This window comes from Streptomyces sp. NPDC045026, assembly GCF_056432625.1.
The window spans coordinates 1-24222 of sequence record NZ_JBWKIS010000016.1 but is presented as its reverse complement, the minus strand read 5'-3'; the positions used below and the strand labels follow the sequence as shown (position 1 = coordinate 24222).

At 71.1% G+C, this 24222-nt stretch carries 19 protein-coding genes and 1 pseudogene; 12 read left to right on the top strand and 8 right to left on the bottom strand.

Going from position 1 to position 24222, the window contains the following annotated elements; all coding sequences use genetic code 11:
• Window positions 1-62 precede the first annotated feature (62 nt).
• From AC07EJ_RS28885 to tatA, 3 genes are all read right to left on the bottom strand, one after another.
• Complete coding sequence (locus tag AC07EJ_RS28885) at window positions 63-1397, bottom strand: M20/M25/M40 family metallo-hydrolase (RefSeq protein WP_389483067.1); 1335 nt, start codon at window positions 1395-1397, stop codon at window positions 63-65.
• Window positions 1390-2223 carry a M55 family metallopeptidase gene (locus AC07EJ_RS28880; protein WP_393583433.1) on the bottom strand — a complete coding sequence of 278 codons (834 nt, stop codon included), beginning with the start codon at window positions 2221-2223 and terminating at the stop codon, window positions 1390-1392. Before AC07EJ_RS28880 ends, AC07EJ_RS28885 begins: the two co-directional genes overlap by 8 nt.
• A gap of 112 nt (window positions 2224-2335) precedes the next feature.
• Window positions 2336-2524, bottom strand: coding sequence for a Sec-independent protein translocase subunit TatA (gene tatA, locus AC07EJ_RS28875; protein ID WP_478885351.1), 189 nt, complete (start codon window positions 2522-2524; stop codon window positions 2336-2338).
• Between the two features lie 114 nt (window positions 2525-2638).
• Between tatA and AC07EJ_RS28870 the strand changes: the two genes are divergently transcribed.
• From AC07EJ_RS28870 to AC07EJ_RS28860, 3 genes are all read left to right on the top strand, one after another.
• Window positions 2639-4168: an LCP family protein gene (locus AC07EJ_RS28870; protein ID WP_478885350.1), complete on the top strand. Its 1530-nt coding sequence runs from the start codon at window positions 2639-2641 to the stop codon at window positions 4166-4168.
• 183 nt (window positions 4169-4351) lie between these two features.
• The gene (locus AC07EJ_RS28865; RefSeq protein ID WP_266675336.1) at window positions 4352-4618 is read left to right on the top strand and encodes a GlsB/YeaQ/YmgE family stress response membrane protein; all 267 of its coding nucleotides are present in this window, start codon (window positions 4352-4354) and stop codon (window positions 4616-4618) included.
• Between the two features lie 54 nt (window positions 4619-4672).
• Window positions 4673-5095 (top strand): GNAT family N-acetyltransferase, encoded by a 423-nt coding sequence (locus tag AC07EJ_RS28860; RefSeq protein WP_389483076.1) that lies wholly within the window; start codon window positions 4673-4675, stop codon window positions 5093-5095.
• On the opposite strand, the gene AC07EJ_RS28855 is transcribed toward AC07EJ_RS28860, so the two are convergent.
• From AC07EJ_RS28855 to AC07EJ_RS28840, 4 genes are all read right to left on the bottom strand, one after another.
• Entirely contained in the window at window positions 5063-5785 is a 723-nt protein-coding gene (locus tag AC07EJ_RS28855; protein ID WP_478885349.1) for a class I SAM-dependent methyltransferase, read from the bottom strand. The two genes, AC07EJ_RS28860 and AC07EJ_RS28855, sit on opposite strands and share 33 nt — an antisense overlap.
• A gap of 128 nt (window positions 5786-5913) precedes the next feature.
• Window positions 5914-8340 carry an ATP-binding SpoIIE family protein phosphatase gene (locus AC07EJ_RS28850; protein WP_478885348.1) on the bottom strand — a complete coding sequence of 809 codons (2427 nt, stop codon included), beginning with the start codon at window positions 8338-8340 and terminating at the stop codon, window positions 5914-5916.
• Window positions 8341-8498: 158 nt separating this feature from the next.
• The gene (locus AC07EJ_RS28845; protein WP_478885347.1) at window positions 8499-10910 is read right to left on the bottom strand and encodes an MFS transporter; all 2412 of its coding nucleotides are present in this window, start codon (window positions 10908-10910) and stop codon (window positions 8499-8501) included.
• A gap of 231 nt (window positions 10911-11141) precedes the next feature.
• Entirely contained in the window at window positions 11142-11585 is a 444-nt protein-coding gene (locus AC07EJ_RS28840) for an SRPBCC family protein (RefSeq protein ID WP_389483085.1), read from the bottom strand.
• A 143-nt stretch (window positions 11586-11728) separates the two neighbouring features.
• Between AC07EJ_RS28840 and AC07EJ_RS28835 the strand changes: the two genes are divergently transcribed.
• The 3 genes from AC07EJ_RS28835 (at window position 11729) to AC07EJ_RS28825 (ending at window position 15108) form a co-directional block, all read left to right on the top strand.
• Window positions 11729-12775 (top strand): Rv2578c family radical SAM protein, encoded by a 1047-nt coding sequence (locus AC07EJ_RS28835; RefSeq protein ID WP_478885346.1) that lies wholly within the window; start codon window positions 11729-11731, stop codon window positions 12773-12775.
• A gap of 132 nt (window positions 12776-12907) precedes the next feature.
• Window positions 12908-14479, top strand: a complete 1572-nt coding sequence (locus AC07EJ_RS28830; RefSeq protein ID WP_389483090.1) for an alpha/beta hydrolase — start codon at window positions 12908-12910, stop codon at window positions 14477-14479.
• Between the two features lie 59 nt (window positions 14480-14538).
• A complete protein-coding gene (locus tag AC07EJ_RS28825) occupies window positions 14539-15108 on the top strand; it encodes a GNAT family N-acetyltransferase (protein ID WP_389483093.1) in 570 nt (189 codons plus the stop codon).
• 24 nt (window positions 15109-15132) lie between these two features.
• Here AC07EJ_RS28825 and AC07EJ_RS28820 read toward each other — a convergent pair whose 3' ends face one another.
• Window positions 15133-15714, bottom strand: coding sequence for an adenylosuccinate lyase (locus AC07EJ_RS28820; RefSeq protein ID WP_389483096.1), 582 nt, complete (start codon window positions 15712-15714; stop codon window positions 15133-15135).
• A 357-nt stretch (window positions 15715-16071) separates the two neighbouring features.
• On the opposite strand from AC07EJ_RS28820, the gene AC07EJ_RS28815 reads away from it, so the two are divergent.
• From AC07EJ_RS28815 to AC07EJ_RS28790, 6 genes and pseudogenes are all read left to right on the top strand, one after another.
• Entirely contained in the window at window positions 16072-17877 is a 1806-nt protein-coding gene (locus AC07EJ_RS28815) for a 3-hydroxyacyl-CoA dehydrogenase family protein (protein ID WP_389483098.1), read from the top strand.
• Window positions 17878-18004: 127 nt separating this feature from the next.
• Window positions 18005-18835, top strand: coding sequence for a TetR family transcriptional regulator (locus tag AC07EJ_RS28810; protein ID WP_389483101.1), 831 nt, complete (start codon window positions 18005-18007; stop codon window positions 18833-18835).
• Window positions 18836-19704: 869 nt separating this feature from the next.
• Window positions 19705-21042: a crotonyl-CoA carboxylase/reductase gene (gene ccrA, locus AC07EJ_RS28805; RefSeq protein WP_389483103.1), complete on the top strand. Its 1338-nt coding sequence runs from the start codon at window positions 19705-19707 to the stop codon at window positions 21040-21042.
• A gap of 21 nt (window positions 21043-21063) precedes the next feature.
• Entirely contained in the window at window positions 21064-23136 is a 2073-nt protein-coding gene (locus AC07EJ_RS28800) for a protein meaA (RefSeq protein ID WP_389483106.1), read from the top strand.
• Entirely contained in the window at window positions 23133-24098 is a 966-nt protein-coding gene (locus AC07EJ_RS28795) for an HpcH/HpaI aldolase/citrate lyase family protein (protein ID WP_389483109.1), read from the top strand. Before AC07EJ_RS28800 ends, AC07EJ_RS28795 begins: the two co-directional genes overlap by 4 nt.
• A 5-nt stretch (window positions 24099-24103) precedes the next feature.
• Window positions 24104-24222 (top strand): annotated as a pseudogene (locus AC07EJ_RS28790) (MaoC family dehydratase); the annotation flags it as partial.

The following is a 24222-nucleotide window of genomic DNA, read 5'->3' as shown; positions in this document are numbered from 1 at the left end:
ACCTGCGTCGCCATTTCCTAGACCGTCTCCCGAACCGCTTGCCGAAACCTGCCCGGCGGTGTCTACGCGGACCGCAGGAAGCGGTCGAGCACGCGGACGCCGAAGTGCAGCGCCTCGACCGGGACCCGCTCGTCCACGCCGTGGAACAGCGCCTGGTAGTCGAAGCCCTCGGGGAGCTTCAGCGGCGCGAAGCCGTAGCCCGTGATGCCGAGCCGCGAGAACTGTTTGGCGTCGGTGCCGCCCGACATGCAGTACGGCACGACGTGCCCCTCGGGCGCGAACTCCTCGACGGCCGCGCGCATCCCCGCGAACGTCGGCGAGTCGACCGGCGCCTGGAGCGCGACCTCGCGGTGCTCGAACTCCCAGTCCACATCGGGTCCGGTGAGCCGGTCGAGGGTCTCGCGGAACTCGTCCTCGCCTCCCGGCAGATACCGGCCGTCGATGTGCGCGGTCGCCTCGCCGGGGATCACGTTGATCTTGTATCCGGCGGACAGCATCGTCGGGTTGGCGCTGTTGCGGACGGTCGGCGCGACGAGAGCCGCGGCCGGGCCGAGCTTGGCGAGGAGTTCGTCGGCCGAGAAGCCCGGGGACTCCACGCCGGCGTCGATCCCGTACAGGGCGGCGAGTTCGGTGAGCGCGGCGGCCACGGTCGGGGTGAGCCGCACCGGCCACTCGTGCGCGCCGATCCGTGCGACGGCGGCGGCGAGTTCGGTGACGGCGTTCTCGGGGTTCACCTTCGAGCCGTGGCCCGCCTTGCCGTGCGCGGTGAGCCGGAGCCAGCCCGTGCCGCGCTCGCCCGCCGCGATCGGGTAGATCTGCTTGCCGTAGCCGTCGTGGAAGGTGAAGGCGCCCGATTCGCTGATGCCTTCGGTACAGCCCTCGAAGAGGCCGGCGTGCTGGTCCGCGAGGAAGCCGGAGCCGTCCTCGGCGCTCGCCTCCTCGTCGGCGGTGAAGGCGACGACGATGTCCCTGCGCGGGCGCACACCGGCGCGGGCCCACTGCCGCACGACCGCGAGGATCATCGCGTCCATGTTCTTCATGTCGACCGCGCCCCGGCCCCACACGACCCCGTCGCGGACCTCGCCGGAGAACGGGTGCACGCTCCAGTCGGCGGCCTCCGCGGGGACGACGTCGAGGTGGCCGTGGACGAGCATCGCGTCGGCGGACGGGTCCGTGCCGGCGATACGCGCGACGACGTTCGTGCGCCCCTTGGTGCGTTCGAGGAGGATCGGCTCCAGGCCGGCCTCGGCGAGCTTTCCGGCCGCGTACTCGGCGGCCGGGCGCTCCTGGCAGTCGCCGCCGCCCCGGTTGGTGGTGTCGATGCGGATGAGCTCGGACGTGAAGGTCACGACCTCGTCGAGAGCCTGCTCGTCCACCTGAAATGCCTGCTCAGCCATACTGTTCCTCCACCGCGGCCGAGACGATCGTGGTGACCGCCTTGAAGGTGCGGATGCCGTCGTACATGTTCTCGTTCGTGTAGGAGACCCTGCGCTCGCCGGTGCGCCGGACGCCGGGCACGACCGTCGCGGCCATCGACAGATGCTCGGCGTCGAACTCGAGCTCGATGGTGAACGGGCCGCCCTGGACGGGCTCGTGGCGCACGGCGAGTGCCGCCGCCTCCTGCGCCGCGGCCCTGATGTCGGCGGCGGTCCTCTTCGGCGTACGGCAGACCGCCGCATACCGGGACACATGATCCTTGACCGCGACCTTGCGGGCCTCGGGTGCGTAGCCGAGCGCGTCGTCGCAGGTGAGGTCGTCGCCGGTGACGAGGACGACGGGTACGCCGTACTCGGCGACGACGTGCGCGTTCAGCAGGCCCTCGCTCGCCCGTACGCCGTTGATCCAGACGCCGGTGATGGAGTTGGCCAGATACGTGTGAGCGAGGACGCCCTCCGTGCCGGCGCCCGTGTGGTAGCCGATGAACGCGATGCCGTCGACGTCGCCGTGCTGGACGCCCTCGACCATGGAGAGCGACTTGTGGCGGCCCGTGAGCATCTCGGCGCGCTCGTCGAGCTGCTCCAGGAGGAGATTGCGCATCGACCAGTGCGCCTCGTTGATGAGCACCTCGTCGGCGCCCCCGTCGAAGAAGCCCAGCACGGCGGCGTTGACGTCCGAGGTGAACATGGACCGGCAGCGTTCCCACTGCGGGGTGCCGGGCAGCACGTCGCCCGGCCAGGTCACGCCGGTGGCGCCCTCCATGTCGGCGCTGATGAGGATCTTCATGGCGCATCACCGTACGCGTCGGGGAACGCGCAGGCCAGAGCCGCTCGGAGAGCCAGAGGTCCAGTCCACCGAAAGGCGGCGGTCGCCCCTTCGGTCAGGGGGGTTTCTCCCGTCAGGACGCGGCCGGGTCCCGGCCCTCTTCGACCTCGTCCGTCTTCATGGCCCGCGTCTCGCTCTTGAGGATCCGGAGCGACTTTCCGAGCGCGCGCGCCGTGTCCGGCAGCTTCTTCGAGCCGAACAGGACGATGACGACGATCGCCACGATGAGCAGGTGCCAGGGTTCCAGACCGTTGCGGAACATTTTCGCCCCACCCTTCGTCTCTTCGGATGAGGTGGACGCCACGAAAGGCACCCACCAGGAAGCTTGCTACATTGCGCAACTGTACAACCCCGGACCCGAGTGAGGGCGCACCCCATGGCAGGCACCCGTGAGCAGTCGGCACCCGCGCGCCGAGGCGGCGGCGCGAAGTCCGCGTCCGCCGCACGCGCGGCGCGACCGAGGCGCAGCCGCCTGCGGTTCACCCTCGCGATAGCCCTGTCCCTGCTCGTCCTCCTGACGGGTGGCGTGGGCTGGGTGTATCTGAAACTCGGCGGCGACATCAACACGTTCAGCGCGGACGGCATCTCCGGCGACCGCCCGGACGGCGACTCGAAGGGCGAGAACGTCCTCGTCATCGGCTCCGACGCGCGCACCGGCGGCAACGAGGCGCTCGGCGGCGGCGACAAGAGCGACATCGGCCGCTCGGACACCGCGTTCCTGCTCCACGTCTACGCCGACCATCGCAACGCCGTCGCGGTGTCCGTCCCGCGCGACACCCTGGTCACGATCCCGCCCTGCAAACTGCCCGACGGCACCTGGACCAGGACGCGGCCCGACACGATGTTCAACGCCGCGTACTCGACCGGCGAGACCGCCCGCGGCAACCCCGCCTGCACACAGAACACCGTGGAGAAGCTGACGGGCCTGCGCGTCGACCACACCGTCGTCGTGGACTTCAAGGGCTTCGCCGCCCTGACCGACGTCGTCGGCGGGGTGAAGGTGTGCCTCCCGCAGGCCATTTACCAGCGCGACCTCAACCCCCATCGCACGACCCCCGGCAAGCTCCTGTTCCCGCGCGGCGAGCAGAGCGTCTCCGGGCAGAAGGCCCTCGACTACGTCCGCCTGCGGCACGGCATCGGCGACGGCTCCGACATCGGCCGCATCAAGCGCCAGCAGGCCTTCGTCGGCAGCCTGATCAAGGAGGTCAGGAGCAATGGCCTGACGCCCACGAGGCTCCTGCCGCTCGCGAACGCGGCCACGCGGTCGATGACCGTCGACCCCGGCCTCGGCTCCGCCGACAAGCTCCTCTCCTTCGCGATGTCCCTCAAGAACGTCGACCTCCACAACACCAAGTTCGTCACCATCCCCTGGCGCTACGAGGGAAGCCGCGTGGCGGTCGTCGAACCGGACGCCGACGCCCTGTGGGCGTCACTGAGGGAGGACCGGACCCTCGACGGGAAGGACGCCAGCGGCAGGAAGGGCGCCGCGCCGGCCCCCTCCCACGCGCGCTCCGCCGCGCCGAATCCGGGGGACGGCATCCGCGTCACCGTCTACAACGGAACGACCGTCATGGGGCTGGCCGCCCAGGCCGCGCGCGCCCTTGAGGACGACGGGTTCACCGTCACGGGCACGGCGACGGCGAGCACCCAGGGCCAGGCCACCACCCTGATCCAGTACGGCCCCGGCGAGAAGACGCGAGCGGGCACGCTCGCCCAGCGGTTCCCGGGCGCACGCCTCGAAGAGACCTCGACGGCGGGCATCAGGGCGATTCTCGGACAGGACTACGCGGACCATCCGTCGACCGCCGCCACGGCGTCGCCGGAGCCCACCGCCGTACCGTCCGACGTCTCCGACGAGGCCCGTTCCGCCGACGACAGCCTGTGCTCGAACCTCTCCTACGGATGACGCGCCACGGCCGAACCCGTGCAACCGACCGGTCCCCTACGACGTCTTCACCTCTGTCTGTACAGTTGCGCAAATTCGCAACGCACAGCTGAAGCACAGCCGGAGCACAGCAAGAGCACTAGTGCTAGCGCTACCAAGTACAAGAACAAGGCACCACTCATCACCGAGGGGAACGACGCACACGTGGGCATCATCAGCTGGATCATCCTCGGCCTCGTCGCCGGAGTCATCGCCAAGGTCCTGCTCCCCGGCCGCGACCCGGGCGGCCTGATAGGCACCACCCTCATCGGGGTCGCCGGCGCGTTCGTCGGCGGCTGGATCTCGTCACGCTTCCTCGACCGCCCGATCGAGAACCAGTTCTTCGACGGGACCACCTGGATCGCGGCCATCGGCGGCTCGCTCGTGCTGCTCATCGGCTACCGCCTGCTCTTCGGCAACTCGCGCGACTGACGGGCCGGTCGATCCCCCATGGGCCCCGGCCCGCCGGCGTCACCGTCCGGGCCGGTGTGCGTCACGAGCATCGCTCCCCGTACGGCGCGCGGCGCCGGTGAGGTGCTGCTCCACGACGAGGGCGGCACGCTAGTCGGCCAGGTCCGCTTCCGCCTGTGCGCACCGTGCCGCACGGGCCGGCTCCTCGGCATCTGGATCCTGGAGTCACGCCGGCAGGAAGGGCTCGGGCGGCGCGCGGTGCGGGTCGCGCTGGCCCAGGGCCACGGCTACCGCTGGAACACCACCCTCCAGACCCGCCCCGGGCGCGGCTTCTTCCTCGCGGTGACCGCGCACGACGGCGTCCCGCTCCCGCGCGGCCGGCCGCTCTGCCCGCATCTCCTGGGCCCGCTCGGCAACGCCCTGCACCGCCTGGGCCTGCGGCGGCTCAGGTCCGAACGGGAGGCCCTAGTGTGCCCGCCCCACGACGAGCCATCGTGACGGGAGCTCGATGCGGGTGCCGTCGGGCGCGTACTCGGTGGTGGTGAGCGGGAGTTCGCCGCTCGCGAGCACGTCGAGGCCCGCCGAGCGTACGTAGTCGGGGACCGCCGCGTCGGACACCTCGCCGGGTGCGATGCCGTGCGCGAAGACCGGTGCCAGCTTCGCAGGCGGGCCCGTGGGGCTCTGCGCGAGAGACATCAGGACAGGCCGGGCGGCCTCGGCGAGCTCCACGACGAAGGCACGCCCGCGCTCGCCGACCAGGGCCGCGATGCCGTCGATCACCGGCTGCCGGTCGTCGGGCTCGCACTGGTGCAGCACGCCCCGCATGTACACGTTCGCGTCGCCGAGTTCGGCGTGCAGCTGGTGGGCCTCGGTCTGCTCGGTGGCGTCGAGCTGGCGGAAGTCGGCCTGGCCCGCAAGGTCGGCGCGCCGGGCGTGGTCAAGGGCGGCGGCGGAGAGGTCGGCGCCGACCACGTGCGGGTAGCGGCCGGCGAGGAAGCGGGTCTGGGTGCCGTTCCCGCAGCCGAGGTCCACGACGGGCAGCCCGGCCGCCAAGTGCGGCTCGAACAGGGCGAGATGGACACCCGCGGCGAGGGCGGGCTCGGCGTCCCAGAAGACTCCGCCGGGTTCGCCGGGAGCCTCGCGCCAGAAGCTCTCCCAGGCGTCCTTGTACCGACTCGTCACGCTCATCTGCAGCTCCCGGGGTGCGGTGGCACGGCAAGATCGGTCTACCGCGCGCGGGTCCCGCCCACAAGCACCCGGCGCATACCTTCACGCCGCATTCGATACGTGTACGCCCGCCGCGCCCGCACGCCCAACTACGCCCTCGGCAAAGCCAGTTCGAACCACACGGTCTTCCCGGAGCCGGTGCCGCTGGTGCCCCACTCCCTGGCGAGGGCGCTCACGACATGCAGGCCGCGCCCGAACTCGTCGCCCGGACCCGCGTTGAGCAGCGTCGGCAGCCGCCGGTCGTCGTCCTCGACCTCGCACACCAGGGTCCCCGAGCGCACCAGCCGTACATCGACCCTGCGGGTACGGGCGTGCCGCACGGCGTTGGCGACGAGCTCCCCTGCCATCAGCTCCGCGACGGTCGTGAGCGCGCCGAGGCCCCAGGCCGTCAGCTGGTCGCGGACGAGGGCGCGCGTACGGGGCACTTCGGCGGGATCGGGCGTGACGCTCCAGTGGGCGACGTCCTCGGGCGCGATGCCGTTGAGCCGCGCCATCAGGAGGGCGACGTCGTCCTTGCGGCCGCCGCGCGTGTTGAGGGATCTGATGATGGTGTCGCAGGCGGCGTCCATGGAGGCCGCGGGGTGGGCGGCGGACTCGCACAGCGTGGCGAGGCCGACGCCGATGTCCTCACCGCGCACCTCGACGAGGCCGTCGGTGCACATGACGAGCCGGTCGCCGGGCGCCATCGGGACGCGGACCGATTCGAAGGGGACTCCGCCCACGCCGATGGGGGCGCCGGTGGGCAGTTCGAGGAGTTCGCTGCGGCCGTCCGCGGCGCGGACGAGGACCGGCGGGATGTGCCCGGCGTTGGCGAGCTCCAGCTCGTTCGCGATCGGGTCGTAGACCGCGTAGAGGCAGGTCGCGAGGTAGTGCTCGCCGAGGCGCTGGGCGAGGTCGTCGAGGTTGCGCAGGAGCTGGGCCGGCGGCAGGTCGAGGGCGGCCATGGTCTGGACGGCGGTGCGCAACTGGCCCATCATCGCCGCCGAGTTGAGCCCGTGGCCCATGACGTCGCCGACGACGAGAGCGGTCCGCGAGCCCGGGAGCTTGATCGAGTCGAACCAGTCACCGCCGACGCGGCCGAGGAGGGTGCCGGGCAGATAGCGGGTGGCGATGTCGCAGCCGGGCATGCGGGGCTCGATGCGCGGCAGCATGCTGTCCTGGAGGGTCTCGGCGACGCTCTCCTGGTACGTGTACATGCGGGCGTTGTCGAGGACGAGGCCCGCGCGAGCGGCGAGTTCGGCGCCGGTGACCCGGTCCATGTCGTTGAAGACCGGGCGTTCCCGGTGGCGCAGCAGGATCATGAACCCGAGGACGACGTTGCGCGCCTTCAGGGGCACCACCAGCATCGAGCGGTTGGTGATGAGGGGCCTGATGTCGCGCTTCTCGAACTGCGACGCGATCGCGTTGCCCATTTCCTCGGTGATGCGCGGGACGAGGACGGGCTGCCCGGAGGTCATGCACTGGAAGAACGGCGTGTGCGCGGGGAACGGCATCGACTCGCCGACGGGTACGACGTCGTCCCAGCGGCCGGGCTCGTCCGTGTGCTCCAGGGCAACGCGGTGCCACATCGTGGTCGCGTCGGGCGGGCCCTCGGGGAAACCCTCGCCCGCGACGACCTGTTCGCGCAGATAGGTGCCCGCGACATCCGTGAAGCGCGGTACGACGGCCCGGCTGACCTCGATGATCGTGCGGGACAGGTCGAGGGACGAACCGATGCGCCCGCTCACCTCGTTGAGGAACTCCAGGTGTTCGCGGACGGCCGCGTACTCCAGCTCGTCCGCGTCGTCCGCCTCGTCGTCGGGGGCTCGGCGCGGCGCGGGCAGTCCGGCGGCGGCCGCGCGGGCCGCCTCCTCTCTGCGGGCCTTGCGCTCGGCGCGCCGGGGAACTCCCCAGTCGGCGGTGACGGGGACCCGGTCGTGGAGGCTGAACTCCAGGACGGGATAGCCCAGTTCGAGTACCTGGGAGACGATGCGGGCGCTCTCGCCGACGCTCATGCTGGGCAGGATGGCGGGGAGTCCGCGGGCCAGCTGGTCGGCTCCGGGGAAGTCGGTGTGCAGGGCGAAACCGGGCGCGATGCGCTCCATCGGGTGCCCGTCGGGCACGTCCTCGGCGTGCAGCCGGCCGGCGTCGGCGGCGAGCACGAGCAGCTTCTCCGGGCCGGGGCCGACGAGCGGGTAGGCCCACCACAGGACGTCGATGCGCTCGCGACGCGGGGCCTCGAGGCGGGCGCGGCCCGCGGCGGGGTAGGAGGCCCGCCCGTCGAGCGAGGACTCCAGGTCGGGGCCGAGCCCGTCGTACGCGCCTTCGGGGTCCGGCCGCCCGTCGGACAACGCGCCGGAGACGGGCAGCAGGTCGGTGGCGGGGCGGCCGACGGCTTCCTCGCGCGCGGGGCCGAAGAGGCGGCGCGCGCCGGTGCTCCAGTGCGAGACGAGTCCGTCGCCGTCGACCACGACGACGGCCAGGGGTACGCGGCCCGGCACGGGGCGCTGCGAGGCCGACCCGGTGCCACTGTGCATGGCCTGCGCTCCCTTCCCTGCGCGGCGACCGAGCGTCATTCGGTTCGGCCCTATCCCGTTCCACCGTACGCGGTACAGGGGTACAGGGGGCTGCATCGGCCGAATTCACCGGGCGCCCGGTGCGCCCGGGGTCCGGGCGCCCTGCCCGGCCCCAACGCTCAGTCCTCGTGCCCCAGTTGCAGGTCGCGCTCCGTGCGGCCGCCGCCCGCCATGTGCAGCACGGTGGCGACCGGCGGGTAGCCGGCGGCGATCACGGTGTACTCGCCCGACGACAGGTCGACGAAGCGGAACGTGCCGTCGGCACCGGTCGTGAGGGTGTCGACGACGTTGCCCGCCGCGTCGAGGAGGGTCACGCGCGCGTCCTCGACGGGGCGTCCGCCGCCGGCCCTGACCGTGCCGCGCAGCACGGCGCCGCCCGCGAGTTCGACGTCCTGGCGGGTCTCGCGTGCGGCCATCACGGTGACGGGGAGCGCGGCGGGACGGAACGCGGGCGCGCTCCCGGCGAGCGTGTACTCGCCGGCCACCAACTCCGTGATGACGTAGCTGCCTTCGCGCCCGCTGCGGGTCGTCGCGACGACCTCGCCGTGCACGTTGGTCAGGGTGACGGTGGCGTCGCGCACGGGCGTACCGTCGGCGGTCAGCACGCTTCCGGCGAGCCGGCCGGCGCCGCCGAGGACGACGTCGAGGTCGACGGGCCGCTCCCCGACGGTGACGGTCACGGCCTGGGGCTGGTGTCCGCCCGCCGCCGCGATCAGGACGTAACTGCCGGAGCCGGGCGTCGACAGCGCGTACCGGCCGTCGTCGCCGCTCGCGCCGCGGCCGATCTGCTGGCCGCCGACGTCGATGAGGGTGAGCGCGGCGCGCGGCACCGCGGTTCCGTCGGCGTGCTGGACCATGCCGCAGACCGGCACTCCGGCGCCGTACGCGGCGCGGGACTGGGTCGGGACGGAGGCGGCCTCGCCGCTCGGGGCGCTGTGGGGGGCGGCACTGGACAACAGGGGTGTCTCCTTGAGGAAGAAGGCGATCACGAGGCCGAGGACGAGCACCGGGACGAGGTAGAGGAAGATCCGGGGCATCGCGTCGGCGTACGCCTGGATGTAGCCGTCGCGCAGTGCGGGCGGCAGGGCGTGGACGAGCTGCGGGGTGATGGACTCCGGGTCGGGCAGGCCCGCCCCTTTGGGCAGCCGGTCCGCGAGGGCGTCGGCGAGCCGGTCGGCGAAGAGCGTGCCGAAGATCGCGGCGCCGACGCTGCCGCCGATCTGCCGGAAGTAGTTGTTGGCGCTGGTCGCGGTGCCGAGGTCGGCGGGGCGTACGGCGTTCTGCACGGCGAGGATCAGGACCGGCATGATCAGGCCGATGCCCGCGCCGAGTACGGCCATGAAGAGGCTGTAGTGCAGCCGCGGGGTGTCCACCTCGAGGCGGGACAGGAGCCACATGCCCGCCGTCGAGAGGGCCCCGCCGACGATCGGGTAGACCTTGTAGTGCCCGGTGCGGCTGATGAGTTGGCCGGAGACGATCGAGGCGATGACGATGCCGCCCATCATCGGGAGCATGAGCAGCCCGGACTCGGTGGCGCTCGCGCCGTCGACCATCTGGAGGAAGGTCGGCAGGTAACTGGCCGCCCCGAAAAGGGCGATGCCGATGACCATGCCGACGAGGCTGGTGATGTTGAAGACGGGGTCGCGGAACAGTCGCAGCGGGATGATGGGTTCGGCGGCGAAGTGCTCGGCGACGAGGAAGAGCACGGCCGTCACGGCCGCTCCGGCGGCGAGCCCCAGGATGACGCGGGAACCCCACGCGTATTCCGTGCCGCCCCAACTGGTCAGCAGGACGAGGCAGGTGGAGGCGGCCGCGAGCAGCAGGGCGCCGAGGACGTCGAGCCTGGCCTTGACCTTCGGGCGGGGCAGTTTGAGGACGACGGTGACGACGGCGAGCGTGACCAGGCCGAAGGGCACGTTGATGTAGAAGCACCAGCGCCAGGTGAGGTGGTCGGTGAAGTAGCCGCCGAGCAGCGGGCCCGCGACGGACGCGAGGCCGAACGCGGCGCCGATGAGGCCCATATAGCGGCCGCGTTCGCGGGGCGGCACGATGTCCGCGATGATCGCCTGCACGCCGATCATGAGTCCGCCGGCGCCGATGCCCTGGACGGCGCGGAACGCGATGAGTTCGTCCATGTTGCGCGACCAGCCGGCCAGTGCGGAGCCGACGACGAAGACGGCGATGGCGAACTGGAAGACGCCCTTGCGGCCGAAGAGGTCGCCGAGCTTTCCGTAGATCGGCAGGCCGATGGTGGCGGTCAGGAGATAGGCGGTGATCGCCCAGGACATCTTGTCGAGGCCGTGCAGCTCGCCGACGACCTTCGGGAGCGCGGTGGCGACGATCATCTGGTCGAGCGCGGCGAGCAGCAGCGCCAGCATGAGCCCGACGAAGACCATCCGGACCCGGCGGGGGCTCAGGCCGTGGTCGGGGAACTGCTGCTGCTCCGCGGCCGGTTGGGGCTCGGGGAGCGGGTTCGGTTCCGTCGCCGGCACCGCCCCCGGCTCATTCGTCACCAGCGTCGTCGTGCCCACCTGTCGCTCCCCTCGTCGCGCCTGCGCCGCATATTTCTCGCATTACGCGACAACTGCGGGCAAGCGCGACGAGCGGCGGCTCCGGCGGGTTCCAGGCGCGAATGCGCCGGTGGGAGCCCTACGGCGTACAACCGCGCGCGAACGGAAAACCACTCGAAACGGTGAGCACTACCTCGGGGTACTGCGTCGGGGTACTACACCGAGGCACTGCACCCAGGTACTACACAGGGGTCACTTCTCCACCTCGGCGGCGAGCTTCGCGAGGACGGCGTCGTAGATGCGGCCGAGACCCTTGGGGGCGAAGGTCTTCTCGAAGAAGCCGCCGATGCCGCCCGCGCCGTTCCACACAGTGCTGACGACGACCCGGGAGGAGCCCTCGCCCGCGGGGGTCACGCGCCAGGTGGTGACCATCGAGGAGTTGCGGTCCTTCTCGACGAGCTCGCCGTCGGTGGGCTCGCTGACCTCGAGGAGGCAGTCGCGGATCCGCTTGCTCGTGGCCTGGAGCTTCCAGTGGACGAGCGTGCCCTCGCCGTCGCCGCCTTCGCGGACCTCGTACTCGCTGAAGTGCTCGGACAGCAGCTTCGCGCGCGTGCCGCTGTAGTCGGCGAGCGCGTCGAATACGTCGTCCGGCTTGGCGGCGATGACCCGCTCCGTGATGGCCTCGACCTGCGCCATGGCACTTCCTCCAGCAGTCGGTGTTCTCGGTGTTCGAGAGAGGGCCCAAGCCAACCACCCTCCGCATCGGCCGCCAAAATCGGGGTCGCACGATCAAGGGAACATGTGTTCTATTCTGTGCCCAGTGCTAGCTAGGAGGCGTCATGCGCTGGGAGAACCTCACGGAGAATCCCGCCGAAATCCCGACAGGGAGGGTCACGGACGCCGCGCTGTTCGGCGCGGACACCGTGACCACCCGCACCTTCGACACGCCTGAATTCGCCGGCGTGACCTTCCACGAGATCCGGGCCAGGTCGATCGTGAACCGCGTGCCCGGCGCCTCCCGCATGCCGTTCGAGTGGACGGTCAACCCGTACCGGGGATGCACGCACGCGTGCGTCTACTGCTTCGCCCGCAAGACACACAGCTATCTGGACCTCGACACGGGCCTCGGCTTCGACAGCCAGATCGTCGTGAAGGTGAACGCGCCGGATCTGCTCCGCCGCCATCTGGCCTCGCGCCGCTGGCACGGCGAGCACATCGCGATGGGCACGAACGTGGACTGCTACCAGCGTGCGGAAGGGCGCTACCGGCTGATGCCGGGGATCATCGAGGCGCTCAGGGACTACGCGAACCCGTTCTCGATCCTCACGAAGGGCACGCTGATCCTGCGCGACCTCGACCTGCTGCGGCAGGCCGCCGAGGTCACCGAGGTCGGCGTCTCCGTGTCCGTCGGCTTCGTCGACCGCGAGCTGTGGCGCACGGTCGAGCCGGGTACGCCCGCGCCGGAGCGGCGCCTCGACGTCGTCCGCGCCCTCGGCGAGGCCGGCATCGGCTGCGGGGTCCTGATGGCCCCCGTGATCCCGTTCCTGGGCGACCACCCCGGGCAGCTGCGGGAGACCGTGCGGGCCGTCGCGGCGGCCGGAGCGACCTCCGTGACCCCGCTCGTGCTGCATCTGCGGCCCGGGGCGCGCGAGTGGTTCATGTCCTGGCTCGGGCACCACCATCCGCACCTCGTGCGGCGCTACGAGCGGCTGTACGCGGAAGGCGCGTACGCCCCGAAGTGGTACCAGCGCCGGATCACCCGTCAGGTGCACGAACTGGCCGAGGAGTTCGGCATCGGCCCCTCGCGGGCGGACGCCCCGCGGCGGCTGCGTGCCCGCCAGGAGCCGGAGCCCGCCCCCGCCGCCACCCAGCTGACGCTCCTCTGATCCCGCTCCCCCGGCCACACACGCCAATCGGGTCAACTCTCCACAGAACAGGACGTTCTCGGCATGGATTCGGGGACCATGCCGCGGGGGCCGCGCGCTCGCGGCCCCGAACCCTCCGTCCTGGGAGGCCCGATGAAGAAACGCACAGTCGCCATGTGCGGTGCCGCCACCGCGGTGGCCGGCCTGCTCGCCTCGGCCCCGGCCGCCGCGGCCCCGACCTTTTCCGTCCACCGCGCAGCCCTCACCTGGAAGGACTGCGCCACCGAGAAATACCCGAAGCTCCAGTGCTCCACGGTGCGGGTGCCCCTCGATCACGACCACCCCGACGGCAAACACATCACGCTCGCTCTGTCCCGCGTCCGGCACACCGCGAAGACCTCGCAGGGCCCGCTCCTGGTGAACCCCGGCGGACCCGGCGGCAGCGGCCTGACGCTGGCGGGCTTCGTGGCCCGCGAGCTGCCGAAGAGCGTCGCCTCCCAGTACGACGTGGTGGGCTTCGACCCGCGCGGCGTCGGCAAGAGCAGACCGGCCCTGAACTGCCGGCCCAAGCACTTCGCCACCGTGCGCCCGCCCAGCGTGCCGTCCACCCCCGCGATCGAGCGCGCCGACCTCGACCGCGCGCAGGCGTTCGCGAAGGCGTGCACCACGAAGTACGCGGACCTGCTCCCGTACTTCGACACGGTGAGCGCCGTCAGGGACATGGACGCGATCCGCGCGGCGCTCGGCGCACCGAAGCTCAACTACTTCGGCTACTCGTACGGCACCTACCTCGGCGCCGTCTACGCCAAGCTCTACCCGCAGCGCGTGCGGCGCCTGGTACTCGACTCGATCGTCGACCCGGGCGGTGTCTGGTACGACGACAACATGGAGCAGGACCACGCGTTCAACGCCCGCCACCAGGCGTTCCTCGCCTGGGTCGCGCGGCACGACGCGACGTACAAGCTCGGCAAGGATCCGGCGAAGGTCGAGGCCGAGTGGTACGCGATGCGCGCCGCGGTGCAGAAGAAGCCGGCGGGCAAGAAGGTCGGGGCCGCCGAGCTGGAGGACACGTTCCTGCCGGGCGGCTACTACAACGGCTACTGGCCTTATCTGGCCAAGGCGTTCGCGGCGTACGTGAAGGACAAGGACCCGAAACCGCTCGTCGCGGCGTACAAGGAGTTCGGCGCCGTCGACGCCTCGGGCGACAACGGCTACAGCGTCTACACGGCGGTGCAGTGCCGCGACGCCGGGTGGCCGCGCAACTGGAACCAGTGGCGCGACGACAACTGGGGGGCGTTCGAGAAGGCACCCTTCTCCACCTGGAACAACGCCTGGTACAACGCGCCGTGCGCGTTCTGGCCGACGAGCCGGCTGGCCCCGACGGACGTGTCCAACGACCAGCTGCCTGCGACGCTGCTCTTCCAGGCCACCGAAGACGGCGCCACGCCCTACGAGGGCGGGGTGGCCGTCCACCGCGAGCTGCGCGGCTCCAGCCTGGTGGTCGAGCAGGGCGGTGAGAACCACGGCATCAGCCTGAGCGGGAACGCCTGCCTGGACCGTTACCTGGCCGACTATCTGCGGTCCGGGAAGGTACCGCGCGGCAGCGGCGAGGCCGACGCGACGTGCAAGAAGCTGCCGGAGCCGAAGCCGCTCGCGAAGAAGGCCGCCGGTCCGCCCCCGTCACGGGGCGTGCGTCTGCACGGGCTGATGGGCTACCGCGGCTGAGCAGTTCCCGTGCTGCCACACCCTGGCAGGGGCGGTGTCCGCCGGGTCACGATGGGCGCATGAGCACCCTTCGACCCCACGGCACCGTCCCTGCTGCGGTCCCGGCACAGGAGATCCGCGTCCGGGACATGGCCGACGCCGACTGCGAGGCGGTGGCCGGGATCCGGGTCCGCGGCTGGCGGACGGCGTACGCGGGCCTGATGCCGGCGTCCTACCTGGCCGCGCTGAGCATCGAGGAAGACGCGGCGCGCCGCCGAGAGCGTCTCGCGCTGGCCGGTTCGTCCGTGGTGAACGTGGTCGCCGAACGCGCCGGCGACCTCGTCGGCTGGGCCTGCCACGGCCCGTCCCGGGACGACGATCTCCCGCCCGGGGAAGCCGAGTTGTACGCGATCTACGTGCACGACGGCCAGCTGTCCACGGGCGTGGGCCGCGCCCTCCTGCACACCTGCCTGGACCGCTGCGCCGACGCCGGGTACGAGCGGATAAGGCTGTGGGTGCTCAAGGGCAACGCCCGCGCCCGCAGGTTCTACGAGCGCGCCGGGTTCACCCCGGACGGCGCCGAGGAACCGTACGAGGTGGACGGGGAACCCGTACCGGAGGTGCGCTACGTGCGCGCTGTCCGCCGCTGAAGCTCGGGCTTCAGTGCTCGGGCCTCAGCTCTCACGCTGCTCGGGCAGTCGCGCGAGCGCGCGTACCGCGGCCTGAGCGAGGGCCGGGTGGGCGAGGGCCGCGGTCAGGGCCGGCCGGGCGCGGGCGTCGCCGAGGCCGCCGAGCCCCTCCACGCACGCGAGCGCGACCGCGCGGTACGGGTCGCGGGGGCCGAGGCGCCGCTCCAGGGTGGTGATGAGTGCGGGCGCGGACTCGGGAGCGCGCAGCGCTGCCAGGAGCCGCACCGGGTGCAGCGCGTAGGCGACCCGCAGCTCGTTCGTGGCGAGCGCCGCGGCAGCACGCGCGGTGCGCGGGTCGCCGAGCGCGGCCAGGGCGTGCGCGGCGGTGGCACAGCGTGCCGGGTCGCGGTGGTTGAGGAGCAGGACGAGCGCCTCGAAGGCCCGGCGGTCCCCCGCCACTCCGAGGCGGTACGCGGCCAGCTCCCGCGCCCACAGTGGCTGTCCCGACTCGGTCAGCGCGGCCGCGAGCTCGTCGACGTCGCCGGTCGCCGCCAGGCGGTCGAGCAGCGGGGAGGCGCCCGACTCGGCTCGTAAGCGCTCCGTGACCGATCGCAACTCTTCGTCCATGCCGTCCAGCGTAGACAGGCGGCGGGCCCCGGCGACGTAGATCACAGAGACTGATGAACGCCGGGGACTGGCGCGCTCATTACTCGCCGGTTAACCTCAAGTGAGCGGGGCACACTCCCCGCACCCCACTCCTGGCGGCCTGGTGACGCAGCCGCCGAGAGTGTCAGTCGGTTCGGTGCCTCAGGTACCGCAGTACGGCGAGGCTCCGGGACAGAGCCACCGCCGGATCTCCATCTCACCGATTCACCGGACGCCTGTGTGCGTCGCGTCCGGACTCGAACTCCCGCACTGCGTACGCCCGTCGGCGTATCCATGTGCGCCCCTCAGTCGTCACCCCTCCCCTCCTGGAGTCCTCAGATGGACGCTCCTCTGTCCCCCGCTTCCCCGGCCACCCTCCCGACCGTCGCGGTCGTCGGTCTCGGCACGATGGGCACCGGCATCGCCGAGGTGCTCGCCCGCGCCGGCCGTGAAGTCATCGGTATCGACGTCAGTGAGGCCGCCGCCGCCCAGGCCGTCGCCGCGCTCGAGGCCTCGACGGCGCGTGCGGTGCGCCGCGAGCGCCTCACCGAGGATGAGCGCCAAGGCATCCTCGCCCGCTTCCGCACCTTCACGGACCTCCAGGCCGCGGCCGACGCCGACCTCGTCATCGAGGTGGCCCCCGAGTCCTACGACATCAAGCAGCAGATCTTCCGGGACCTCGACGCCGTCGTGCGGCCCGGGACGATCCTCGCGACCGGCACCAACGCTCTGTCCGTGACGCGGCTCGCCGCCGACTCGGCCCGCCCGGAGCGCGTCCTCGGGCTGCACTTCTTCAACCCGGCGCCCGCGATGAAGCTCGTCGAGGTGGTCTCGTCGGTGCTCACCGCGCCCACGGCCGTCGCGGCGGTCACGGATCTCGCCATCGAACTCGGCAAGGAGCCCGTCGCGGTGGGCGACCGGCCCGGCTTCGTCGCCGACGGCCTGCTGTTCGGCTACCTCAACCAGGCGGCCGCGATGTACGAGGCGAAGTACGCGTCGCGCGAGGACATCGACGCCGCGATGAAGCTGGGCTGCGGCCTGCCGATGGGCCCTCTCGCGCTGCTCGACCTCATCGGGGTCGACACCGCGCGCACGGTCCTCGACGCCATGTACGCCGAGTCCCGCGACCGCCTCCACGCGCCGTCGCCCGTCCTCAAGCAGCTCAGCGAGGCGGGGCTGACCGGCCGCAAGTCGGGGCGCGGCTTCTACACGTACGCGGAGCCGGGCAGCTCCGAGGTGGTGCGGGACGCACTCACCCCGCTCGCGGGCGAGGTCGTGGACGGCGCTCGCACGATCCGCTCGGTCGGCGTCGCGGGCTCCGGGACCATGGCGTCCGGCATCGCGGAGGTCTTCGCGAAGGCCGGCTACGACGTGGTGCTCGCCGCCCGCAGCGAGGAGAAGGCCGAGAAGGCCAAGTCCCGTATCGGCAAGTCGCTTTCGCGCTCTGTCGACAAGGGCCGCATGACCGCGGAGGCGGCGGCGCAGACCCTGGACCGGATCAGTCCGGCGGGTTCGTACGACGCCTTCTCGGACGTCGACCTGGCGCTCGAAGCCGTCGCCGAGGACCTGGAGATCAAGCGGGAGCTCTTCGCGACGTTCGACAAGGTGTGCAAGCCCGGCGCCGTCCTGGCCACCACGACCTCGTCGCTGCCCGTCGTGGCCTGCGCCCGCGCGACCTCGCGCCCGCAGGACGTGATCGGCATGCACTTCTTCAACCCGGCCCCCGCCATGAAGCTCGTCGAGGTCGTGCGGACGGTGCTGACCGGCGACGACGTGCACGCCACCGTCCGCGAGGTGTGCGCGAAGATCCGCAAGCACCCGGTGGACTGCGGCGACCGCGCCGGCTTCATCGTGAACGCGCTGCTGTTCCCGTACCTGAACAACGCGATCAAGATGGTGCAGGAGCACTACGCGACGCTCGACGACATCGACGCCGCGATGAGGCTCGGCGGCGGCTACCCGATGGGGCCCTTCGAGCTCCTGGACGTGGTCGGCCTCGATGTCTCGCTGGCCATCGAGAAGGTCCTGCACCGCGAGTTCCGCGACCCGGGGCTGGCCCCCGCGCCGCTGCTCGAGCACCTGGTGGCCGCGGGCTGCCTCGGCCGCAAGACCGGCCGCGGCTTCCGCGAATATGCCCGGCGCTGACCGGCCCACGGGCAGCGGCACCGGACGGCCCACCGACTGGGGCGGCCTGCTCCGGCCGCCCGGTCTCGCTCCCCCCGTCCGTGACCCGGGCGGGGGGAACCCCGCTCGGGCGCACGCCACCGCCCGTATGCAGTACGTTCATGGCATGTCCAAGGCCGCCAAGTCCTCCCGTACGACGCCCACGCCCGACGCTCCGGAGAGCGCCGCGGGCTCCCGCGCCGCCGCCCAGCGGCTCAAGATGCGCCGGGAGCTGGCGGCCGCGGCGATGGAGCTCTTCGCGACGAAGGGCTACGAGGCCACGACGGTCGACGAGATCGCGGCCGCGGCGGGCGTCGCCCGCAGGACCTTCTTCCGTCACTTCCGTTCCAAGGAAGAGGCGATCTTCCCGGACCACGACGACACCCTGATCCGGGTGGAGGCGGTCCTCAACGCGGCGCCCGCGCACGAGCATCCCCTCGACACCGTGTGCCGCGGCATCAAGGAAGTCATGAAGATGTACGCGGCCTCGCCCGCCGTCGCGGTGGAGCGCTACCGCCTCACGCGCGAGGTCCCCACCCTGCGCGAGCGCGAGATCGCCTCGGTGGCCCGCTACGAGCGGCTGTTCACGCGGTATCTCCTGGGCCACTTCGACGAGCACGCCCACCAGCACGGCAATGACGACCCGCTGCTCGCCGAGGTCGCCGCGTCCGCCGTCGTCACCGCCCACAACCACGTGCTGCGGCGCTGGCTGCGGGCCGGCGGCCGGGGCGACGTGGAGAACCAGCTCGACCACGCCTTCGCGATCGTCCGCAAGACGTTCGGTACGGGCATCGGGGCGGGCCGGGACATCGCCACCTCCACCGCGCCGGCGGCCTCGGTGAGCACCGGGGGCGACGTACTGGTCACCGTGGCGCGTACGGACGCGCCGCTGGACGAGATCATGGAAACGATCGAGAAGGCGCTCCGGGACCGCGGCTAGGCCTTGGGCCTTGCCGGGGCGTTCCCGGCAGGAATTCCATGAACTGCGCCGCGCCCAGAGGCTGTTGACACCCCATCGGGAAGCCCGGCACGCGCGGCGCTCCCCGGCGGCCCGGCCGCCCGGCCTCCCGCTCGGCAAGCGCCGCCACCCCCGGCAGGCCGTCCGCCGCGATCGGTGCGCCCTGCGTCCGAGAGGCTGCGGCGCCGCTCCGGCGGAGGCCGAGATCGAAGATCTGCCCGGCCCCTCCAGGCGCACGCCGCCACCCCCAGCAGGCCGTCCGCCGCGATCGGTGCGCCCTGCGTCCGAGAGGCTGCGGCGCCGCTCCGGCGGAGGCCGAGCTCGAAGATCTGCCCGGCCCTTCCAGGCGCACGATCCGCACGATCCGCACGCGGCCCTCGCGCTGCGCCTCCCACGCCCCCGGCCTCCCGCATCCCCGGACCTCCTGGAGGCCTCTGTGAACCCCCCGCTGGGCCCTTACAGGGCTCCTACGGGGCTCCTGGTGCGCGGATCAGAGCCGCCGATGACCTCCGGTGCCACGAGCCACACCACCCCTGACCTGCACTGATCGATCATCGCTCAAAAATTGGTGGCACCCAGTGTCTTGCCGACTGGCACGCGGTGCCATACGTTGAATGTGTCCGGGCGGCCGGCGTGCAGAGAACTTCCGTACGCCGGCTGTCCCCGCAAGCCACCACACGCCGTGGCGAGCGCGCCCGGACGCCTGCGTCACAGGCAAACTTCTCGCGCCGACCAAGCGCTGCCGTAGCAAGACCCCGCCGAACCGACGGCACCTCTTCACCCACACAGCAGCTCTCCACACCGACGTACCCCTCAACGTCCCCCTGGGACGGATCGCCGGAGGCAACACCGTGAAGGAAATCCTGGACGCGATTCAGTCGCCGGAGTCGACCTCTGCCGACTTCGCCGCTCTGCCGCTCCCCGAGTCGTACCGCGCCATCACCGTGCACAAGGAAGACACGGAGATGTTCGCCGGCCTCGAAACCCGGGACAAGGACCCCCGCAAGTCCATCCACCTGGACGACGTGCCGGTCCCCGAACTCGGTCCGGGCGAGGCGCTCGTGGCCGTCATGGCCAGCTCCGTGAACTACAACTCCGTCTGGACCTCGATCTTCGAACCGGTGTCCACCTTCAGCTTCCTGGAGCGCTACGGACGCCTGTCGGAGCTCACCAAGCGCCACGACCTGCCGTACCACATCATCGGCTCCGACCTCGCGGGCGTCGTGCTGCGCACCGGGCCGGGCGTCAACGCCTGGAACCCCGGCGACGAGGTCGTCGCGCACTGCCTCTCCGTCGAGCTGGAATCCTCGGACGGGCACAACGACACGATGCTCGACCCCGAGCAGCGCATCTGGGGCTTCGAGACGAACTTCGGCGGCCTCGCCGAGATCGCGCTCGTCAAGTCCAACCAGCTGATGCCGAAGCCGGACCACCTGAGCTGGGAGGAGGCGGCCGCACCCGGGCTCGTCAACTCCACGGCGTACCGCCAGCTCGTCTCGCGCAACGGCGCCGGCATGAAGCAGGGCGACAACGTCCTGATCTGGGGCGCCAGCGGCGGCCTCGGCTCGTACGCCACGCAGTTCGCGCTCGCCGGCGGCGCCAACCCGATCTGTGTCGTCTCCAGCCCGGAGAAGGCCGCCATCTGCGAGGCCATGGGCGCCGAGGCGGTCATCGACCGCAACGCCGAGGGCTACAAGTTCTGGAAGGACGAGCACACCCAGGACCCGAAGGAGTGGAAGCGCTTCGGCAAGCGCATCCGTGAACTCACCGGCGGCGAGGACGTCGACATCGTCTTCGAGCACCCGGGCCGCGAGACCTTCGGCGCCTCCGTGTACGTCACCCGCAAGGGCGGCACGATCGTCACCTGCGCCTCCACCTCGGGCTACAACCACGAGTACGACAACCGCTACCTGTGGATGTCCCTCAAGAAGATCGTGGGCTCCCACTTCGCCAACTACCGCGAGGCGTGGGAGGCGAACCGCCTGGTCGCCAAGGGCAAGATCCACCCCACGCTCTCGAGGGTGTACTCCCTCGAGGACACCGGCCAGGCCGCCTACGACGTGCACCGCAACCTCCACCAGGGCAAGGTCGGCGTCCTCGCGCTGGCCCCGAAGGAGGGCCTGGGCGTGCGCGACCAGGAACTGCGCGCCAAGCACATCGACGCCATCAACCGCTTCCGCAACATCTGAATCCCTGAGGAGCAGCGGAACATGACTGAGCGTCAGACCGAGTCGCAGGGGCGAAAGGAAAGGGACCGGCCGTGGCTCATGCGCACGTACGCCGGTCACTCCACGGCCGAGGCGTCCAACGAGCTGTACCGGCGCAACCTCGCCAAGGGCCAGACGGGGCTGTCGGTCGCGTTCGACCTGCCGACGCAGACCGGCTACGACCCGGACCACATCCTCGCCCGCGGCGAGGTCGGCCGGGTCGGGGTGCCGGTCTCGCACCTCGGTGACATGCGCCGGCTGTTCCAGGACATCCCCCTGGAGCAGATGAACACCTCGATGACCATCAACGCCACCGCCATGTGGCTCCTGGCGCTCTACCAGGTCGTCGCCGAGGAGCAGGGTGCGGACATCACCCAGCTCCAGGGCACGACGCAGAACGACATCGTCAAGGAGTACCTGTCGCGGGGCACGCACGTGTTCCCGCCGGGTCCCTCCCTGCGGCTGACGACCGACATGATCGCGTACACGGTCCGGCACATGCCGAAGTGGAACCCGATCAACATCTGCAGCTACCACCTCCAGGAGGCCGGGGCCACCCCGGTCCAGGAGATCGCGTACGCGATGTCGACCGCGATCGCCGTCCTGGACGCCGTGCGCGACTCGGGACAGGTGCCGCCGGAGAAGTTCGGTGACGTGGTCGCGCGCATCTCGTTCTTCGTGAACGCGGGCGTCCGCTTCATCGAGGAGATGTGCAAGATGCGGGCGTTCGGCCGCATCTGGGACCAGGTGACGCGCGAGCGGTACGGCATCGAGAACGCCAAGCAGCGCCGCTTCCGCTACGGCGTCCAGGTCAACTCCCTGGGCCTGACCGAGGCGCAGCCGGAGAACAACGTCCAGCGCATCGTCCTGGAGATGCTGGCCGTGACGCTGTCCAAGGACGCCCGCGCCCGCGCCGTCCAACTCCCGGCCTGGAACGAGGCCTTGGGCCTGCCCCGCCCCTGGGACCAGCAGTGGTCGCTGCGCATCCAGCAGGTCCTCGCGCACGAGAGCGACCTGCTGGAGTACGACGACATCTTCGCCGGCTCGCACGTCATCGAGAAGAAGGTCGACGCACTGGTCGCCGAGTCCGTCGCCGAGATCCAGCGGATCCAGGAGATGGGCGGCGCGATGGCCGCCGTCGAGTCCGGCTACCTCAAGTCGCAGCTCGTCTCCTCGCACGCCGAACGGCGCGCCCGGATCGAGGGCGGCGAGGAGAAGATCGTAGGCGTCAACATCTACGAGTCGACCGAACCGAACCCGCTCACCGCCGACCTGGACACCGCGATCATGACGGTGGACCACGCCGTCGAGGAGAAGGTCGTCCGGGCCATCGGCGAGTGGCGCACCACGCGTCAGGAGTCCTCGGACCGGCAGGGCATGGGCGACCCGTTCCACTACCCGACCACCCAGCAGTCCCTGGAGCGCCTCAAGGAGGTCGCGTCCGGCACGGGCAACCTCATGGAGGCCACCCTGGAGTGCGCCCGCGCGGGCGTCACCACCGGCGAGTGGTCGGAGGCGCTGCGCGAGGTGTTCGGCGAGTTCCGCGCCCCCACGGGCGTCTCGTCGGCGCCGGTCGCCGTGACCGCCGAGCAGGGCACGCCGCTCGCCCTCGTCCGCGAGAAGGTCCGGCGCACCGGCGACGAGCTCGGCGGCAAGCTGCGCCTCCTGGTCGGCAAGCCGGGCCTCGACGGGCACTCGAACGGCGCCGAGCAGATCGCCGTCCGGGCCCGTGACGCGGGCTTCGAGGTGGTCTACCAGGGCATCAGGCTCACGCCCGAACAGATCGTGTCCGCCGCGCTCGCCGAGGACGTGCACTGCGTCGGCCTGTCGATCCTCTCCGGGTCGCACGCCGCGCTCGTGCCCGACGTCCTCGACCGGATGCGCGAGGCGGGCGCCGCCGAGATCCCGGTGATCGTCGGCGGCATCATTCCCAACGGCGATGCCGAGGACCTGAAGCGCGCGGGCGTGGCCGCCGTCTTCACCCCCAAGGACTTCGGCATCACGGAGATCATCGGACGTATCGTCGACGAGATCCGGCAAGCGAACCAGCTCGACCCTCTGGAGGTCCCCGCATGACCGCGCCCATCAACCGTCTCCGCCCCCGCCGCTCCTGTCTCGCGGTCCCGGGGTCGAACCCCCGCTTCCTGGAGAAGGCCCAGGGCCTGCCCGCCGACCAGGTGTTCCTGGACCTGGAGGACGCCTGCGCGCCGCTCGCCAAGCCGGAAGCGCGGCACACCATCGTCAAGTTCCTCAACGAGGGTGACTGGACGGGCAAGACTCGTGTGGTGCGCGTGAACGACTGGACGACCGAGTGGACGTACCGCGACGTCGTCACGGTCGTCGAGGGCGCGGGCCAGAACCTCGACTGCATCATGCTGCCGAAGGTCCAGGACGCCCAGCAGATCGTCGCGCTCGACCTGCTGCTCACGCAGATCGAGAAGACGATGGGCTTCGAGACCGGCAAGATCGGCATCGAGGCGCAGATCGAGAACGCGCAGGGCCTCAACAACGTCAACGCGATCGCGCAGGCCTCGCCGCGCGTCGAGACGATCATCTTCGGCCCGGCCGACTTCATGGCCTCCATCAACATGAAGTCCCTGGTCGTCGGCGAGCAGCCGCCCGGCTACGACGCCGACGCCTACCACTACATCCTGATGAAGATCCTGATGGCCGCCCGCGCCAACAACCTCCAGGCGATCGACGGCCCCTACCTGCAGATCCGCAACCAGGAGGGCTACCAGGCGGTCGCGAAGCGCGCCGCGGCCCTCGGTTTCGACGGCAAGTGGGTGCTGCACCCGGACCAGGTCGCCGCGGCGAACGAGATCTTCTCGCCCTCGCAGGAGGACTACGACCACGCCGAGCTGATCCTGGACGCGTACGACTTCTACACGTCCGAGGCCGGCGGCAAGAAGGGCTCGGCGATGCTGGGCGACGAGATGATCGACGAGGCCAGCCGCAAGATGGCCCTCGTCATCTCCGGCAAGGGACGCGCCGCGGGCATGCAGCGCACCTCCAAGTTCGAAGCCCCGGAGGCCTGAGCACCATGCAGTTCGGACGCACCTACGAGGAGTTCGAGGTCGGCGCGGTCTACAAGCACTGGCCCGGAAAGACCGTCACCGAGTACGACGACCACCTCTTCTGTCTCCTGACGATGAACCACCA

What these genes read in the sequence shown, in the direction of transcription:
- AC07EJ_RS28840 (WP_389483085.1), bottom strand. Translation starts at nt 11,585, where the DNA reads ATGGCGCAGGTCGAGGCCATCACGGAGCGGGTCATCGCCGCCAAGCCG.
- AC07EJ_RS28855 (WP_478885349.1), bottom strand. Translation starts at nt 5,785, where the DNA reads ATGAGCGTGACGAGTCGGTACAAGGACGCCTGGGAGAGCTTCTGGCGC.
- AC07EJ_RS28850 (WP_478885348.1), bottom strand. Translation starts at nt 8,340, where the DNA reads ATGCACAGTGGCACCGGGTCGGCCTCGCAGCGCCCCGTGCCGGGCCGC.
- AC07EJ_RS28880 (WP_393583433.1), bottom strand. Translation starts at nt 2,223, where the DNA reads ATGAAGATCCTCATCAGCGCCGACATGGAGGGCGCCACCGGCGTGACC.
- AC07EJ_RS28830 (WP_389483090.1), top strand. Translation starts at nt 12,908, where the DNA reads ATGAAGAAACGCACAGTCGCCATGTGCGGTGCCGCCACCGCGGTGGCC.
- tatA (WP_478885351.1), bottom strand. Translation starts at nt 2,524, where the DNA reads ATGTTCCGCAACGGTCTGGAACCCTGGCACCTGCTCATCGTGGCGATC.
- AC07EJ_RS28825 (WP_389483093.1), top strand. Translation starts at nt 14,539, where the DNA reads ATGAGCACCCTTCGACCCCACGGCACCGTCCCTGCTGCGGTCCCGGCA.
- AC07EJ_RS28835 (WP_478885346.1), top strand. Translation starts at nt 11,729, where the DNA reads ATGCGCTGGGAGAACCTCACGGAGAATCCCGCCGAAATCCCGACAGGG.
- AC07EJ_RS28795 (WP_389483109.1), top strand. Translation starts at nt 23,133, where the DNA reads ATGACCGCGCCCATCAACCGTCTCCGCCCCCGCCGCTCCTGTCTCGCG.
- AC07EJ_RS28820 (WP_389483096.1), bottom strand. Translation starts at nt 15,714, where the DNA reads ATGGACGAAGAGTTGCGATCGGTCACGGAGCGCTTACGAGCCGAGTCG.
- AC07EJ_RS28800 (WP_389483106.1), top strand. Translation starts at nt 21,064, where the DNA reads ATGACTGAGCGTCAGACCGAGTCGCAGGGGCGAAAGGAAAGGGACCGG.
- AC07EJ_RS28885 (WP_389483067.1), bottom strand. Translation starts at nt 1,397, where the DNA reads ATGGCTGAGCAGGCATTTCAGGTGGACGAGCAGGCTCTCGACGAGGTC.
- AC07EJ_RS28810 (WP_389483101.1), top strand. Translation starts at nt 18,005, where the DNA reads ATGCAGTACGTTCATGGCATGTCCAAGGCCGCCAAGTCCTCCCGTACG.
- AC07EJ_RS28870 (WP_478885350.1), top strand. Translation starts at nt 2,639, where the DNA reads ATGGCAGGCACCCGTGAGCAGTCGGCACCCGCGCGCCGAGGCGGCGGC.
- AC07EJ_RS28815 (WP_389483098.1), top strand. Translation starts at nt 16,072, where the DNA reads ATGGACGCTCCTCTGTCCCCCGCTTCCCCGGCCACCCTCCCGACCGTC.